17 protein-coding genes and 2 pseudogenes are annotated in these 14,328 nt (G+C 71.3%); 10 read left to right on the top strand and 9 right to left on the bottom strand.

What is annotated here, in order from left to right; all coding sequences use genetic code 11:
- Positions 1-67: 67 nt before the first annotated feature.
- Positions 68-655: an LppP/LprE family lipoprotein gene (locus ASF75_RS06915; RefSeq protein WP_017886852.1), complete on the bottom strand. Its 588-nt coding sequence runs from the start codon at positions 653-655 to the stop codon at positions 68-70.
- A 125-nt stretch (positions 656-780) separates the two neighbouring features.
- Between ASF75_RS06915 and ASF75_RS06910 the strand changes: the two genes are divergently transcribed.
- The 4 genes and pseudogenes from ASF75_RS06910 to ASF75_RS18235 form a co-directional block, all read left to right on the top strand.
- Positions 781-1,638 carry an alpha/beta hydrolase gene (locus ASF75_RS06910; protein WP_162243011.1) on the top strand — a complete coding sequence of 286 codons (858 nt, stop codon included), beginning with the start codon at positions 781-783 and terminating at the stop codon, positions 1,636-1,638.
- A gap of 147 nt (positions 1,639-1,785) precedes the next feature.
- Positions 1,786-2,130 (top strand): hypothetical protein, encoded by a 345-nt coding sequence (locus ASF75_RS06905; protein ID WP_056069993.1) that lies wholly within the window; start codon positions 1,786-1,788, stop codon positions 2,128-2,130.
- 53 nt (positions 2,131-2,183) lie between these two features.
- Positions 2,184-2,279 (top strand): annotated as a pseudogene (locus ASF75_RS18105) (DivIVA domain-containing protein); the annotation flags it as partial.
- Between the two features lie 9 nt (positions 2,280-2,288).
- Positions 2,289-2,438: pseudogene (locus ASF75_RS18235) on the top strand (DivIVA domain-containing protein); the annotation flags it as partial.
- A gap of 99 nt (positions 2,439-2,537) precedes the next feature.
- On the opposite strand, the gene ASF75_RS06895 reads toward ASF75_RS18235, so the two are convergent.
- Together ASF75_RS06895 and ASF75_RS17975 are read right to left on the bottom strand one after the other, a co-directional pair.
- A complete protein-coding gene (locus ASF75_RS06895) occupies positions 2,538-3,902 on the bottom strand; it encodes an MFS transporter (RefSeq protein ID WP_056069988.1) in 1,365 nt (454 codons plus the stop codon).
- A 211-nt stretch (positions 3,903-4,113) separates the two neighbouring features.
- Positions 4,114-4,284, bottom strand: a complete 171-nt coding sequence (locus tag ASF75_RS17975; RefSeq protein WP_017886857.1) for a hypothetical protein — start codon at positions 4,282-4,284, stop codon at positions 4,114-4,116.
- A 168-nt stretch (positions 4,285-4,452) separates the two neighbouring features.
- On the opposite strand from ASF75_RS17975, the gene ASF75_RS06890 reads away from it, so the two are divergent.
- The 4 genes from ASF75_RS06890 (at position 4,453) to ASF75_RS06875 (ending at position 7,108) form a co-directional block, all read left to right on the top strand.
- Entirely contained in the window at positions 4,453-5,232 is a 780-nt protein-coding gene (locus ASF75_RS06890; protein WP_056069985.1) for a LamB/YcsF family protein, read from the top strand.
- On the top strand, positions 5,229-5,861 hold the full coding sequence (locus ASF75_RS06885) for a 5-oxoprolinase subunit B family protein (protein WP_056069982.1): 633 nt from the start codon (positions 5,229-5,231) through the stop codon (positions 5,859-5,861). Before ASF75_RS06890 ends, ASF75_RS06885 begins: the two co-directional genes overlap by 4 nt.
- Entirely contained in the window at positions 5,858-6,742 is an 885-nt protein-coding gene (locus tag ASF75_RS06880; RefSeq protein ID WP_056069979.1) for a biotin-dependent carboxyltransferase family protein, read from the top strand. Before ASF75_RS06885 ends, ASF75_RS06880 begins: the two co-directional genes overlap by 4 nt.
- Positions 6,743-6,805: 63 nt before the next feature.
- Entirely contained in the window at positions 6,806-7,108 is a 303-nt protein-coding gene (locus tag ASF75_RS06875; protein ID WP_017886861.1) for a putative quinol monooxygenase, read from the top strand.
- Positions 7,109-7,160: 52 nt separating this feature from the next.
- On the opposite strand, the gene ASF75_RS06870 is transcribed toward ASF75_RS06875, so the two are convergent.
- From ASF75_RS06870 to ASF75_RS06855, 4 genes are all read right to left on the bottom strand, one after another.
- Positions 7,161-7,343 (bottom strand): hypothetical protein, encoded by a 183-nt coding sequence (locus tag ASF75_RS06870; RefSeq protein ID WP_017886862.1) that lies wholly within the window; start codon positions 7,341-7,343, stop codon positions 7,161-7,163.
- A 61-nt stretch (positions 7,344-7,404) separates the two neighbouring features.
- A complete protein-coding gene (locus tag ASF75_RS06865) occupies positions 7,405-8,460 on the bottom strand; it encodes a DUF2891 family protein (RefSeq protein ID WP_056069977.1) in 1,056 nt (351 codons plus the stop codon).
- Entirely contained in the window at positions 8,447-9,529 is a 1,083-nt protein-coding gene (locus ASF75_RS06860) for a DUF979 domain-containing protein (protein WP_056069974.1), read from the bottom strand. Before ASF75_RS06860 ends, ASF75_RS06865 begins: the two co-directional genes overlap by 14 nt.
- A complete protein-coding gene (locus tag ASF75_RS06855) occupies positions 9,526-10,233 on the bottom strand; it encodes a DUF969 domain-containing protein (RefSeq protein ID WP_017886865.1) in 708 nt (235 codons plus the stop codon). Before ASF75_RS06855 ends, ASF75_RS06860 begins: the two co-directional genes overlap by 4 nt.
- 97 nt (positions 10,234-10,330) lie before the next feature.
- On the opposite strand from ASF75_RS06855, the gene ASF75_RS06850 reads away from it, so the two are divergent.
- Entirely contained in the window at positions 10,331-10,975 is a 645-nt protein-coding gene (locus tag ASF75_RS06850) for a GntR family transcriptional regulator (RefSeq protein ID WP_056069971.1), read from the top strand.
- Positions 10,976-11,057: 82 nt separating this feature from the next.
- Here ASF75_RS06850 and ASF75_RS06845 read toward each other — a convergent pair whose 3' ends face one another.
- The gene (locus ASF75_RS06845; protein ID WP_156463819.1) at positions 11,058-11,636 is read right to left on the bottom strand and encodes a TetR family transcriptional regulator; all 579 of its coding nucleotides are present in this window, start codon (positions 11,634-11,636) and stop codon (positions 11,058-11,060) included.
- 86 nt (positions 11,637-11,722) lie between these two features.
- On the opposite strand from ASF75_RS06845, the gene ASF75_RS06840 reads away from it, so the two are divergent.
- Complete coding sequence (locus ASF75_RS06840) at positions 11,723-12,796, top strand: threonine aldolase family protein (protein WP_056069965.1); 1,074 nt, start codon at positions 11,723-11,725, stop codon at positions 12,794-12,796.
- Positions 12,797-12,829: 33 nt separating this feature from the next.
- Here ASF75_RS06840 and ASF75_RS06835 read toward each other — a convergent pair whose 3' ends face one another.
- A complete protein-coding gene (locus ASF75_RS06835; RefSeq protein WP_056069962.1) occupies positions 12,830-14,323 on the bottom strand; it encodes a CitMHS family transporter in 1,494 nt (497 codons plus the stop codon).
- Positions 14,324-14,328: the final 5 nt, after the last annotated feature.

Here is a 14,328-nt window from a genome sequence, read left to right as displayed (position 1 = left end):
AGCATGTCGTGCCGGCAGATGCCGCGCTCGCGGAACGGGCGTCACCGCGACGGGCAGCGCCCGATCGTCACTGAGCGGGCGGGGTGTCACCCGTCATGTCGACGCGGCCGGTCTCGTCGTTCCAGGTGAAGGTGGCCGTGGTCCGGCCGGAGGGTGCTGCGTTCGGTTCGCCCGCCTTCGCGAACTTGTAGGTCACCGTCACGGCCGACTCGCTCCGTCGTTCGATGGTCGGCTCGAAGGCGTACTGCTCGGCAGTGGCGGTGCCGAGGTACCGGCCTTCGTGGAACAGCAGGATCGCGTACGGGGAGCCGGCCGTGGCGAACTCGGGTTCGACCACGGACCAGGACAGCGGCGCGCAGGCGTCGTAGCCGGAGTAGTCGGCGTTCGCGGCGTCCCACTTCGCGTCCTCCAGTCCGGCGGGCAGCGGCAGGGCCGCGATGCCCGCGGCAGCAGCCTCGGCGCCGCTCGTCGGCCCGCAGGTCGGGGTCGGGGTCGGCGTCGGCGTGCTCGCGGCGACGGAGGGCGGGGCGGTGACGGTCTCGGTCACGGTCGGGGTCGCCGCGCTGCCGTCCGCCCCGTCCGCGCCGGAGCACCCCGTCAGCAGTGCGGCCAGGGTCGCAGTGGTCAGGATCAGGGCGGTTCTCGTCAGGCGCATCCCTCCACGCTGCCTGCGCCGCCGAACGGTCGCCCGCATCGTTACCGGGATGTGTCCCTCCGGACGCTGCAGCGGTGCGACTGTGTCGTCCGCCGGCGTGCTGCCACACTGCTCCCATGCGGGGGATGCACCAGGGGACCGTCCGGGTCGAGGTCCGGGACGACCAGATCGACGGACCACACGGGCCGGTCCCCGTCCGTCGGTACCGACCGGCCGATCCGAGCGCCAGCACGGGAGCCCGGACCCTGGTCTGGGTCCACGGTGGCGGGTTCTTCCGAGGCGACCTCGACCTGCCCGAGTCCGACGCCGTCGCACGGGCACTCACGGAGCGCGGCCTGCCGGCCGTGACCGTCGGCTACCGCCTCGGACCGCTGCCCGGGCTGCCCTGGCTCGGCCGGGGTGGACCACGTGGGCGACGGCGGGCACCCCACGCGCGGGACGAGATCGTCGCCGTCCTCCACCACCTGCGCGACGAGGCACCCTCGGGCCTGCTGCTCGGCGGGGCGAGCGCCGGTGCGTGCTTGGCGGCCTCCGCGGTCGCGACCGCCCCGGCACTGGTCGGCCTCGTGCTGACCTACGGGTTCTTCCACGCTCGACTCCCCCGCGACCGGGCGGTGCGGCGACTCGTCCGCGGACACCGGTGGTTCACGCACGCCCCGGTGCTGTTGGACCTGAGCAACCGGGCGTACGCGGGCGGCCACCCCGCTGCGGTCTACCCGGCGTCCGACGGCCTCACCCGGTTCCCTCGCACCCTGATGGTCGACGCCGAGCGGGACGTCATGCGTGTGTCGGGTGAACGCTTCGCGGGCGAGCTCGAGCACGCGGGCGTCCCCGTCGAACGCCACGTCCTGCCGGACAGCCGTCACGCGTTCCTCAACCGACCCGGCACGCGGGACTTCGACGACGCGATCGACCGCATCGCCGCGTGGGCGGATCGGACACCCGACCACCGGACGCCCGACCACCACACGCCCATCCGCTGAGCGCTCTTCCACGGACGAACGGCGGACATCGGGGAACGCCGCGCCCGAGGCGGACGTACTCTGGAAACGGAAGCAACGGCGGTTCCGAATCCCCTTCGCCACGCTTCCCCCCCGTGGCGCCTCACCACCGTGACGAAGAGTTCCATCGTGACCGAACACCTCATCGAGTACGTCGCCCGCGACCGCACGGGCATCACCGCCGTCGTGACACCGACCGGTGTCATCGACGTGGACACCGTGATCCAGCACATCCGCGCCGGCCACGCGGGGTACTACGTGGCTGCCGACTCGTGGAAGCGCGCGCCGGTCCGGAGCATGTCGTTCATCGGCGGGACCTACCTGTTCGCGAACTGGGACGGCTCGAAGCGGAACATGCTGCACGACCTGGCGTTCCGGTCGCCGACCCGCTCGATCGAGACGATCCACGAGCCGGAGTCCCGGTTCTCGCGGTTCCTCGACGCACTGTTCGGCAAGCGGACGCCGCAGCGCTGACCCTCGGCAACCGGCCCGTGGGAGCATTGCCGGACAGACAGAAGGGGGAGCACATGCTCGCACGAGAGGTGTCCGAGAAGCGGTTCCGGCCGACCAAGTTCCGCGACGGGTACGACCAGCGCCAGGTCGATGCGTTCCTCGACCGGATCCAGGCCACCCTGACCGGGTACGAGCAGCGGCGGCCCGTCGACCCGCTCACGCCGGAACAGGTCATGGATGTGCGGTTCCAGCCGACGAAGTTCCGCGAGGGGTACGACCAGGGGCAGGTCGACGACTTCCTCGACGAGGTCGTCGTCGCACTGCGCCAGCACGGCGCCCGCTGAAACGGTCACCGGCGGTGCAGGTGACCGCCTGGAGGCGCGGCGTGCGTCACGGACGCAGGTCGCGCCTCCAGGCGGTCGCGTCGGTCAGCGGACCGACTTGATGGGCAGGATCACCAGGGCACCCAGGATGACGGCGACGCCGGCACCCCAGAGCATGAGCGTGTAGTTCTGGCCGCCACCGATGCCGAGCAGGAACAGGCCGACGGCGGGGGCGAGTGACTGCGGCAACGCGTTCGCGATGTTGATGACGCCGAGGTCCTTGCCAGGGCGCTCCGGGTCGGGCAGCACGTCGACGACCAGGGCCGTGTCGATGGCGGCGTAGATGCCGAAGGCGAAGCCCAGGACGATCTCGGCGAAGTAGAACCCGCCGACCGTTTCGACGTGGGCCAGGATCACCAGACCGACGGCGGTCATGGCCGTCGAGCCCCAGACGAAGACCTTGCGACGTTGGATCCGGTCGGACACCCAGCCGGAGACCGCTGCGCTGACGAGCAGGGCGATCGTGTACAGGAGCACGCCGAACGCGACGACCCCGACCGCCTCGCCCTGCGGGAGCCCGATGCGGTCCTGCATGTACAGGAGTCGGTACGTCGTGAACATGAACGTGCCGAAGGTGATGAGGAAGCGGCCCCACCAGGCGAGCCCGAAGTCGCGGTGCTTGATCGGGTTCGTCCAGAACGAGCTGATCAGGTTGACCCAGCTGAAGGGCTTGACCGGAGTCGTCGGCAGGTCGTCACGGGCGACGAACGAGTAGACGAGGACCGCGACGATCGCCAGGACACCCGGTGCGATGAACAGGACCGGCAGGTTGCCGACCAGGTACACGGCCAGGTAGAGCCCGGCGAGGATCGCGATGTTCTGCGCCAGCGCGATGACGCTCGAGGCCTTGCCGCGCTGGAACTCCGGCACGTTGTCGGCGAAGCTCGCCGTCAGGGTCGAGAGCACCGCGTTGGCGGAGACCTGCGCGAGCACCCAGGCCAGGGTGAGCTGCAGCACGTCGGGCGAGAACGCGAGCCAGGCGAGGGATCCGACGAAGACCACGACGCCGCCGACCATCCACGGGCGACGACGACCCCACCGCGTTCGGGTGCGGTCGGAGAGCGCACCGAACAGCGGGTTGGCGAACAGGGCACCGAGCGCTCCGAACGGCAGGACCGAGCCGACGACGGTCTCGGGGCTCGTCGGGTTCAGCTCCGTGGCCTTGATCGACATGCTCACGAAGACGGGGGTGAGCAGGGCGACGAACAGGCCGAACTGGGCGAAGCTCAGGCCCCAGAGGTACCCGCGACCCACCCGGACGGTGCTGACGGACTGTGTGATGCCCTCGACCGAGAACGCTCGGGACGCAGCAGCGTCCGTGGCGGTGGCTCCGGCGGCTGCGGTGACCGCGGGGGACGCGGTCCCGGCGATGCCGCGGGTGGGTTCTTCCTTCGACGACGGTGTCGACATGACTCCTCCTCGAGTCATAGGGGGCTTCGGGGCCCTCGAATACCTAGCGCTGCTAGGTGATCGGGACTGTAGCACCGGAAACCGCAGGCCGGAAGGTTTTGCTCTGATTGTTTCGTCGGTGCGGATGCGTGCCGACGAAGAACGACACCGCCGTTGTCGGAGGACAACGACGGTGTCGTTCTGCATCGACCCGCAGGCCGGAAAGGAGCCGCTACTGCTCGCCGTCCTCTTCCGGGTTGAAGTGCGAGTCGTCGCCCGAGTGGCCCGCGGCCAGGCCGTCGGGGTTGTTCGGGATGGTGTTGTCGTCGCCGAGGCCGCCCGGCTTCTCGGTGCCCTCGGGGTCGTTCTTCGGGGCGTCGTGCGTGTTGCTGCTGTCGGTCATGAGCTGCTCCAGTGCAGGGATCGACCCGGCGGCACCGCCACCGGGGTACTGAGGACTCGGACAGTACGTGCCCCGCCTCGGAATCCACCGTCCGAGCGGGGGAAGCGGATGACACGGGCCGGGGCGCTCGGTAGATTGTTCAACAACCCGCGACGACAGGGAGCACCCGTGACGACGATCGACCTGAACAGCGACCTCGGCGAGGGCTTCGGCGCCTGGGCCATGGGCGACGACACCGCGATGCTCGACGTCGTCTCGAGCGCCAACGTCGCGTGCGGGTTCCACGCCGGCGACCCGACGATCATGCTCACCACCGCCCGCGCCGCCGCGGAACGCGGTGTGGCGATCGGCGCCCACGTGGCCTACCGCGACCTGATCGGCTTCGGCCGCCGCCCCGTGCACGTCACACCGGACGAGCTGTACGCCGACGTCGTCCACCAGCTCGGGGCGATGGCGGCCACCGCGCACGTCGCCGGCGCGGCCGTCACCTACGTCAAGCCGCACGGCGCCCTGTACAACACCGCCTGCGCCGACCCGGTGCAGGCCGAGGCGGTCGTCCGCGCCGTCGCCGACGTCGACCCGTCGCTCGCCGTGCTGGCGTTGCCCGGGTCGGAACTGCTGCTGGCGGCCGAACGTCACGGGCTCCGCGCCGTGAGCGAGTCCTTCGCCGACCGTGCCTACGAACCCGACGGCTCGCTGGTGTCCCGGAAGCAGCCGGGGTCGGTGCTGCACGACCCGGACGAGGTCGCGGCGAGGGTGCTCCGCATGGTCACCGACGGCGTCGCGATCGCCGTCGACGGGTCCGAGATCGCGGTGCGTGCCGACTCGGTGTGCGTGCACGGCGACTCCCCCGACGCCGTCGCGATGGCCCGTGCGATCCGAGCACTCCTGACCGAGCACGGCGTGACGATCGCGCCGTTCGTGTTGCCCGCACCGCTCGCGCCGTGACGGGTCCCGACGTCCGCTCCGCTGGCGGCACCGCACTCCTCGCCACGTTCGAGTCGCTCGCCGAGGTCGTCGCCTTCCGCGCCGGGCTCGACGAGGCCTCCCTGCCCGGCCTGACCGAGGTCGTCTCCGGCGCCCGGACGCTGCTGTTCCGGTTCGACCCCGCGACGACGGACACCGGTCGGCTCCGCTCGGAGCTGGCGCACGTCATCCCGGTCAGCGCCACGCTCGAAGCGCACGACACCGAACCGCTCGTCATCCCCGTCACCTACGACGGCGATGACCTCGACACCGTCACCGAACTGACCGGCATGCGGCGCGACGAACTCGTGGCGTGGCACACCGGGCAGCTCTGGACGAGCGCCTTCTGCGGCTTCGCCCCGGGCTTCAGCTACCTGACCGGCAGCGATCGACCGCTCGACCTGCCCCGCCGCAGCACCGCCCGCACGGCCGTCCCGAGCGGTGCCGTCGCGGTGGCCGGAGAGTTCAGCGCCGTCTACCCGCGGACATCGCCCGGCGGCTGGCAGCTCATCGGCCGCACCGACGTGCCGATGTGGTCGCTCGAGCGCACGCCCCCGGCGCTCGCGCCAGCCGGCACCCTCGTCCGCTTCGTCGTGGCGGGTGCGGCATGAGCGCGCTCACCGTCGTGCAGGTCGGCTACGGCGTGACCACGCAGGACCTCGGTCGCCCGGGCTTCAGCGACATGGGCCTCGGGGCGGCCGGCGCGGCCGACCGCGGGTCCGCAGCACTCGCCAACCGACTGGTCGGCAACCGTGCCGACGCGGCCGTCCTGGAGGCCGTGCTCGGCTCCGTCACGCTCCGCACCGACGCGTACGTGGTGGCGGCCGCCACCGGCGCGGCCTGCCCGGTCGAGGTCGAGCGGGCGGACGGATCGGTCCGCGGGGCGGCCTCGCACGAGGTGCTGCTGCTGGCCCCGGGCGACACGCTCCGCATCGGCACCGCGACCGTGGGCCTGCGCGCCTACATCGCGGTCCTCGGGGGCTTCGCGGTGGAACCGGTGCTCGGCAGCCGCTCGTGGGACTCCCTGGCGCGCCTCGGTCCGCCGCCGCTGTCGGCCGGCGACCTCCTGCCGGTCGGCGGAGCCCGGGTCTCGTGGCCGGTCGTCGACGCGGTGCCGCAGCCCGAACCGCGGTGGCCGGACGAGCCGGTCGTGCTCGACGTGGTGCCCGGGCCGCGCGACGACTGGTTCACCCCGGAGTGGCGATCGACCCTGACCGGTCAGGACTTCACCGTCAGTGCGGACAGCGACCGCGTGGGGGTACGCACCACGGCTGCGACGCCGCTCGCCCGCTCCGTGACACGCGAGCTGCCGAGCGAGGGTGTCGAGACGGGATCGCTGCAGGTGCCGCCCGAGGGGTTCCCCGTGCTGTTCCTCGCCGACCACCCGGTCACCGGCGGCTACCCGGTCGTCGCGGTCCTGACGCCCCGGTCGGTCGACCGTGCCGCGCAGCTCCGGCCTGGTGATCCGCTCCGGTTCCGCATCCTCGACTGACCGACCCGGAACAAGCGCAGGGGGTCCGGAGTTGGCTTGGACACCGCTGACGAAAGGTTCCCCATGTCGATCACCGTCCTGCTCGAGGTCCAGTTCCAGAGCGACGCCCCCGAAGACGCGCTCCAGGGTGCGATCCGCGAGACGCTCGAACAGACCGCGTCGTTCCACGGCCTGGAGTCGCTCGAGGTCCTGGTCGACGACGAGGACCCGGCGCGCATGGTCGTCGTCGAGTCGTGGACGACCGCCGCGGACCACGACACGTACGTGGCCTGGCGTGCGACGCCCGAGGGTGCTCCGGCGATGGCACCGTTCCTCGAAGCGACACCGGTCACCCGCACCTTCGCGCGGACCATCCCGCTCCACTGAGCCGACACCGGCGCCGCCCCACGGCGCATGGGTCGGCGTCGGCCGCGGTCGGTCAGACCACGTCGTCGTCGGTGTCGAGCGGCACCGGCCGTTCGTCGTCGGGGAGCACTTCGTCGTCCGCGTCGTCGACCACCGGGAGGTCGTCGGGGTCGAGCACGGTCGGCTCCGGTTCGTAGTCGGTCTCCTGCGCCTCGCGGAAGTCGTCGAGGGTCTCGTCGTCCTTCGGATCGCTCATGGCCCCGAAGGTACCTCCGGATCCTCAGTGTGTCCGCAGACGATCACCACCCCGAAGCCGCTCATCGAGCGGCGTGCTCCCGGGCCTCCATGGCGTCCCAGGCGAAGCTCGCCAGCCAGTGGGTGGAGTAGTACTCCTCGCCCACGCTCGCCGCGAGCCCGGAGGTCAGCAGCCGGTCGGCCGCGTCGTCGAGCAGGTCCGCGATGCCGGTGTCGTCCGAGCTGCCGGCACGGAGTGCGTCCGCGATGCGCCGGGCCGATCCCGCCCGCGACAGGTCGAGCCCGAACAGGTGCACCTGCTGGGGGTCGTTCTCGTCGCGCACCACCGTCGACCGCAGGATCGCGTCGCCCGGCTGCACCGCGGCGAAGAAGCCACGGGCCCACGTCGCGAACTCCGCAGCGGGCAGCACCGCACGCATCAGGTCGGCTTCGGCGAGACCGGCGGACAGGAAGTCGTGCCCACTCCGCTCCCAGGCGAACGGCCACCCGGCGTCCGCGCCGAACCAGTCCCGTGCTGCCCCCTCGACCGCTGCCGCCAGGGCCGGACGGTCGAGTGACCGGGCGGCCTCGAGCACGAGCAGCAGCCCGAACGCCGAGTTCGAGTGCACGCCGTGCCGGACCGGGTGCGCGGCGCCGTCGATCCACCGGACGACCAGGTCTTCGAGGACGTCGACGACGGGCGCGAACCCCGGTGCGAGTGCCCGGACGGCGGGCGCCTCGGATGCCGACACCTCGGCGGCGAGCCGTGCGAGCCAGGCCCAGCCGTAGGGGCGCTCGAAGTGCGGTGTCTCGCGCAGGTAAGCGGCCTCGGTCGCCAGGTGATCCGTCGTGAGGTGCGCCTGCAGGATCGAGGTGAGCCGGGCCTCCAGGTCGGTGGGCAGACCGTGCGCGACCAGGCGCGCCGCGAGCCAGTGCATGTGCACCGACGAGTGCCAGTCGTACGACGTGGCGAAGGCGGGGTGGAGCTCGACGGGCAGTGCCCGGTCGTCCGGCCCGGACGTCGCGTGGTGCGCGGCGTACGGGTACTCACGGGTCGTGTTGTCCGCGGCGACGGCCGCGAAGCGGTCGGCCCAGGCCGCCCGGGTCAGGTCGATCGGGGCGGCATCAGAATGCGACAAGGTACATGACTCCCATGTTGACGACGAGCAGGATGGCGGCGGTGGGGATCTGCGCCTTGATCGGGCCGTACTTGTCCCGCATCTCGAGCAGGGCGGCCGGCACCAGGTTGAAGTTCGCGGCCATCGGGGTGACGAGCGTGCCGCAGAAGCCGGCGAGCATGCCGATCGCGAAGATCGCGGCCGGGTTGCCGTCGAAGCCCTGCACCAGGACGGGCCAGCCGATCGCGGCCGTCATGATCGGGAACGCGGCGAACGCGTTGCCCATGATGATCGTGAACAGGGCCATGCCCAGGCAGTAGATGACCACTGCGGCGAGCAGTGAGCCGTTGGGGAGGACCGACTTGATGATCGTGCCGACCGCGTCGCCGACCCCCGCCTGGGTGAAGACGATGCCGAGGGTCGAGAGCATCTGCGGCAGCAGCGCCGCCCAGCCGATCGCCTGCAGGAGCCGACCGCCCTCGCGGATCGGGGTGGCGATCTTCGGCGGGCGCAGGACGAACACGGCCACGACCACGGCGAGGACCGAGCCGATGCCCAAGCCGGTCAGGGTCGCGCTCCCCTCGGCCAGCAGCGGTTCGCCGCCGAACGAGACGAGCGGGCCGAGCGTCGCGACCAGCACGGCGACCACGGGCACCACCAAGGCCGGGATGAAGAGCCGGTTGCCGTACTTCGTCGCGAACGCGGCACGCTCGTCCGGGCTGGTGGTGGCGAGCACACTCGTGCTGCCGCTGCCCGCGCTCGTGATCTTCTGCGTCACGCCGGTTGGTTCGGCGGGGCCGGTCTCCGCACCGGTACCGGCGCCGGGGATGCTCGCGACCCGGGTGCGGCTGGTCGTGCCGGTGAAGCCGAGTCCGGCGAGCGCGACCATCACGAGGACGGCGATGCCGAGCGTCCACGCCGGGATGCTGCCAGCGGCGACGAACGTGCCGGCGAAGAACGACAGGCCGAGGATGCCCCAGAACGCGGCGTTGCCCAGGCGCTTCGCGTGCGCGGTGTCGGTGACGATCAGGACGGCGACGGCGATGAAGAACGCGCCGATGAGCCAGTAGAGCCATTCGCTGGTGATCACGCTGCGGCCCCCAGGGTCGGAGCGTCGGCACGGGCGTCCGCCGCCATCTTGTCGAGTCGGCGGTCGAACAGCAGCAGGCGTCCGCCGTGGACGATCAGCGCCGCGATGCCCGTCGGGATCGCCCACAGGGCCAGGTCGATCGGTTCCAGCGACAGCCCGTAGGTCGCGTCGACGAACGTCGTGATGAGCAGGATGGAGCCCACCGCGACGAAGACGTCCTCGCCGAAGAACACCCCGACGGTGTCGGACGAGGCCGAGTAGCCCTTGATCTTCTCGCGCATGCGGTCGTCGATCCGCCCGTACTTCTTCGTCGCCGCGCCCTCGGCCATCGGGTAGACCAGCGGGCGGACGGTCTGCGCCGGGCCACCGATGCTGGTCAGGCCGACCGCCGCGGTGACCTGCCGGATCACCAGGTAGCCGGCGAGCAGACGACCCGTCGTGAGCTTGTCGAGCTTCGCGATCAGACGCTTCGCCTGGTCCTGCAGGCCGTAGCGCTCGATCAGGCCGATGACGGGCAGGACGAGCGCGAAGGTCGTGACGGACCGGCTCGAGGCGAACCCGTTGCCGAACGCGTCGAGGATGCCGACGGGACCGATCCCGCCGATGGCCGCGGTCACGATGCCCGCGACCGTGACGACGAGGAGCGCGTTGACGCGCAGCGCGAAGCCGACGATGACGACGGCGACGCCGATGAGGACGAACATGCGGGACAGTCTGGACCGCATTGTTCAACAATCGCAAGAGCCGGTTCTGCTCTGTAACACGCCCTTCACAAACGCCGCCCGTGCCAGGATCGGTGCCATGACCCGAACCGTCGGCGGCGCTGACTCCACGGCCACGCGGTTGCGCACCATGATCGCGTCGGGCGACTTCTCCCCCGGGGCGCAGCTGTCCGAGGAGCGGTTGAGCGATCAGCTCGGGGTGTCGCGGAACACCCTGCGCGAGGCCTTCCGGCTGCTCGCCCGCGACCGACTGGTCGAGCACGTGTTCAACCGCGGGGTGTTCGTCAGACGCCTCTCCGCCGCCGACGTCACCGATCTCTACGCGGCCCGGCGGGTTCTCGAAGAAGCCGCCGTGCGTGCCTGCTCCCCCGACTCGCCAGCCTTCGCCGCGGCCGCCGCAGCGGTCGCGGACGCCCGGGCCGCAGCAGCCGCGGGCGACTGGGGCGCCGTCGGCACCGCCGACATCCGGTTCCACACCGAACTCGTGCGCGCGGTGCCGAGCGAGCGGATCCACGCCCTGATGGACGGCCTGCTCGCCGAGATGCGACTCGCGTTCCTGACCACCGCGGACCCGGCGTCGTTCCACGCCGACTTCGTCGAACGCAACGACGCGATCGTGTCCGCGTTGCGCGGTGGCGACCAGGACGCCGCCTCGGCACTGCTCGCGGACTACCTCGACGACGCGGAGCGGACGCTGCGGGTCGCCGCCGGCGCAGCCGGCTGAGGGACGGCCAGGAGGCCCGGCGCGGCTCCGTCCCGCCCGCCCGGTCCGATCGCGGTCGCGCTGGTGCCGGTCGAGCCCTCGGTCAGGACTTCCCGCCGAGCAGCGCCGTCACCGCGTCGACCACGACCTGGCGACGCCGCGGCGGCGTCACGGCCTGCACCAGCGGCTCGTACTCCGGAGCGGTCGCGCTCCAGAACGCCGCGGTGTGCAGGACGAGCCCGAGCAGCACCGCGGGACGGAACGCCCGCGGCAGGACCCCGGCGCGCTGGGCGTGCTCGACCTCGGCCACCGCGTCGGCGTAGCTCGTCGCGACGGACTCGAGCGGGATGTCGGCACGCTCGAGCCGGTGCCACGTCGCGAGCCGCTGGGCCCAGGGGCGACGGACGTACGAGTCGTGCACCCCGCCGGCCCAGGCGGCCAGGTCGGCGGTGTCGAGCGGGGCGTCGGCGAACGTCTCGGTCATGGTCTCCGCGACGAGGGCGTCGAACAGGCCCTCCTTGCTGCCGAAGTAGTGGAAGACCTGCGCCTTGTTGCTCGACGCCGCCGCGCCGATCCGTTCGACCCTGCCGGCGGCCAGTCCGACCGCGGCGAACTCGTCCCGCGCGGCGAGCAGGAGTCGTGCGCGCATCGCGTCGGCAGCAGGGGGCGTGAATCGGGCCATGGCGACCACCGTACCGATCACGCGGCCCGCGACGCGGGTGCGACCGTCGCTCAGGGCACCTGATCCCCCGAACCTAGGATGAGCGAGTGACCCTCCGACTCCACGACCTGGACCTGCGGGGCTTCGCCTCGGACAACTACGCCGGCGTGCACCCCGAGATCCTCGCGGCCATCGCCGAGGCCAACGACGGCCACCAGACCGCGTACGGCGAGGACGTCTACACGGCGCGTCTCCACGAGGTGGTCCGGGAGCACTTCGGGTCGCAGGCCGAAGCGTTCCCGGTGTTCAACGGGACCGGCGCGAACGTCGTCGGCCTGCAGTCGATGCTGCCGCGTTGGGGTGCGGTGGTGTGCACCTCGACCGCGCACATCCACACCGATGAGGCCGGAGCACCCGAGCGCATCGGGGGCATCAAGCTGCTGACGGTCGATGCACCGGACGGCAAGCTCACCCCCGAGCGCATCGACCGGCAGGCCTGGGGCTGGGGCAACGAGCACCGTGCGCAGCCGCTCGTCGTGTCGATCACCCAGACCACCGAGCTCGGCACCGCCTACACGGTGGACGAGATCCGGGCGATCGCCGACCACGTGCACTCGCTCGGCATGACGCTGCACATGGACGGCGCCCGCATCTCGAACGCCGCGGCATCGCTCGGGGTGCCCCTGCGCGACTTCACCACCGACACCGGCGTCGACGTGCTGAGCTTCGGCGGGACGAAGAACGGCATGCTCTACGGCGAGGCGATCGTCGTGCTCAACCCCTCGGCGTCCGAGGGGTTGCACTACCTGCGCAAGATGAACATGCAGCTCTCGTCGAAGATGCGGTTCGTCTCAGCGCAGCTCATCGCCCTGCTCAGCGACGACCTGTACCTGCGCTCCGCCGGGCACGCCAACGCCATGGCCGCCCGACTGCGCGGTGCGCTGGAGGCCGGCATCGCCGACGGCAGCATCCGAGGTGTCGGCTTCAGCCAGCAGACCCAGTCGAACGGGGTCTTCGCGACCCTGCCCGCCGGCGTGGCCGACCGGCTGCGGGAGCACTTCCGGTTCTACGACTGGGACGCCAGCCGCAACGAGGTGCGGTGGATGTGCGCGTACGACACCTCGGAGCAGGACGTCGACGACTTCGTCGCAGCCCTGACGCGCGAGCTCGACGCCGCCTGAGCCGGCCCGGCGCACTCCGGCGCGGCGGTCAGATCACCCGAACGGGATGACCCGCACCACGATCGCCACAACGAGCATCGCCATCGCGACCACGGCGGCCCGCCACAGCACCTTCTTGTGGTGGTCGCCGAGGTTCACGTTGGCGAGCGACACCAGCAGCAGGATCGCGGGGACGAGCGGGCTCTGCATGTGCACGGGTTGCCCGACGACCGAGGCGCGGGCCATCTCCGCCGGTGTGATCCCGTACGCCGAAGCGCTCTCGGACAGCACCGGCAGGATCCCGAAGTAGAACGCGTCGTTGCTCATGAAGAACGTCAGCGGCATGCTCAGGATGCCGGTGATGCCCGCCAGGTACGGGCCCATCGAGTCCGGGATGACCGCAACGAGCCAGTCGGCCATCGCAGCGACCATCCCGGTGCCGTCGAGCACCCCGATCAGCACCCCGGCGGCGAACACCATCGACACCACGCCGACGATGCTCGGGGCGTGCGCGACGATCTGCGCGGTCTGCTGCTTGAGCTGCGGGAAGTTCACGAGCAGGGCGATCGCCGTGCCGATCATGAACACGAAGTGCAGCGGCAGCAGGCCCATCACGAGCGCCACCATCACGGCGACGGTCAGTGCCAGGTTGAACCAGATGCGCTTCGGGCGCAGGGTCGGACGGTTCGGGTCGAGCATCGTCTCGGCCATCGTGCCGGTGCCCGCGCCCTCGTCCGTCGCACCGGTTCCGTCCACGCCGTCGCCGTCCGCACGTCGGCCGTCGGCCTTCCCGCCGCGCAGCCCGAGCGCGACCGTGGGGCTCGTGAACATCCCGCCGCCGGTCCCGCCGACCGCCGCGAGCACGCGCGACCCGGCCCGGGCGTTCGCGCGCTCCGGCACCCCTGCACCCCGCGAGGCCTCGGTGAACTCGATCAGCCCGAGGCGCTTCCGCTCCCGCAGCCCCATCGTCCAGGCGAACGTGAAGCACAGCAGCAGCCCCACCACGAGCGACGGCACGAGCGGGACGAAGATGTCCGTCGGGTCGATCTTCAGTGCAGCGGCGGCCCGGGCGGTGGGACCACCCCACGGCACGATGTTGAGCGTGCCGTTCGTCAGACCGGCGACGCACGTCATCACGACCGGGCTCATGCCGAGCTTCAGGTAGATGGGCAACATCGCCGCGGTCACCACGATGAACGTCGTCGAGCCGTCCCCGTCGAGCGAGACCGCGCCCGCCAGCAGAGCCGTCCCGAGCACGATCTTCGCCGGGTCGTTGCCGGTCACCCGCAGGATGAACCGGACGAGGGGGTCGAACAGGCCGACGTCGATCATCAGCCCGAAGTACATGATCGCGAACATCAGGAGCGCTGCCGTCGGCGCCAGGGTGCCGATCGCTTCGGTGACCATGTCGCCGAGTCCCAGGCCCGCCCCCGCGAACAGGCCGAACACGGTCGGCACGATGATCAGCGCGAGCATGGGCGACATGCGCTTGGTCATGATCAGGACCATGAAGGTCAGGACCATCGCGTACCCGAGGATGACGAGCATCAGGA

This window comes from Curtobacterium sp. Leaf154, assembly GCF_001424595.1.
Lineage (GTDB): Bacteria > Actinomycetota > Actinomycetes > Actinomycetales > Microbacteriaceae > Curtobacterium > Curtobacterium poinsettiae.
The sequence above is the reverse complement of the archived record's forward strand: the minus strand, read 5'-3'. Positions and strand labels throughout refer to the sequence as shown.

Bases quoted from the DNA above. Each gene is read 5' to 3' on its own strand.
- ASF75_RS06915 (WP_017886852.1), bottom strand. From the start codon at position 655: ATGCGCCTGACGAGAACCGCCCTGATCCTGACCACTGCGACCCTGGCC.
- ASF75_RS06910 (WP_162243011.1), top strand. From the start codon at position 781: ATGCACCAGGGGACCGTCCGGGTCGAGGTCCGGGACGACCAGATCGAC.
- ASF75_RS06895 (WP_056069988.1), bottom strand. From the start codon at position 3,902: ATGTCGACACCGTCGTCGAAGGAAGAACCCACCCGCGGCATCGCCGGG.
- ASF75_RS17975 (WP_017886857.1), bottom strand. From the start codon at position 4,284: ATGACCGACAGCAGCAACACGCACGACGCCCCGAAGAACGACCCCGAG.
- ASF75_RS06880 (WP_056069979.1), top strand. From the start codon at position 5,858: ATGAGCGCGCTCACCGTCGTGCAGGTCGGCTACGGCGTGACCACGCAG.
- ASF75_RS06875 (WP_017886861.1), top strand. From the start codon at position 6,806: ATGTCGATCACCGTCCTGCTCGAGGTCCAGTTCCAGAGCGACGCCCCC.
- ASF75_RS06870 (WP_017886862.1), bottom strand. From the start codon at position 7,343: ATGAGCGATCCGAAGGACGACGAGACCCTCGACGACTTCCGCGAGGCG.
- ASF75_RS06855 (WP_017886865.1), bottom strand. From the start codon at position 10,233: ATGTTCGTCCTCATCGGCGTCGCCGTCGTCATCGTCGGCTTCGCGCTG.
- ASF75_RS06850 (WP_056069971.1), top strand. From the start codon at position 10,331: ATGACCCGAACCGTCGGCGGCGCTGACTCCACGGCCACGCGGTTGCGC.
- ASF75_RS06845 (WP_156463819.1), bottom strand. From the start codon at position 11,636: ATGGCCCGATTCACGCCCCCTGCTGCCGACGCGATGCGCGCACGACTC.
- ASF75_RS06835 (WP_056069962.1), bottom strand. From the start codon at position 14,323: ATGCTCGTCATCCTCGGGTACGCGATGGTCCTGACCTTCATGGTCCTG.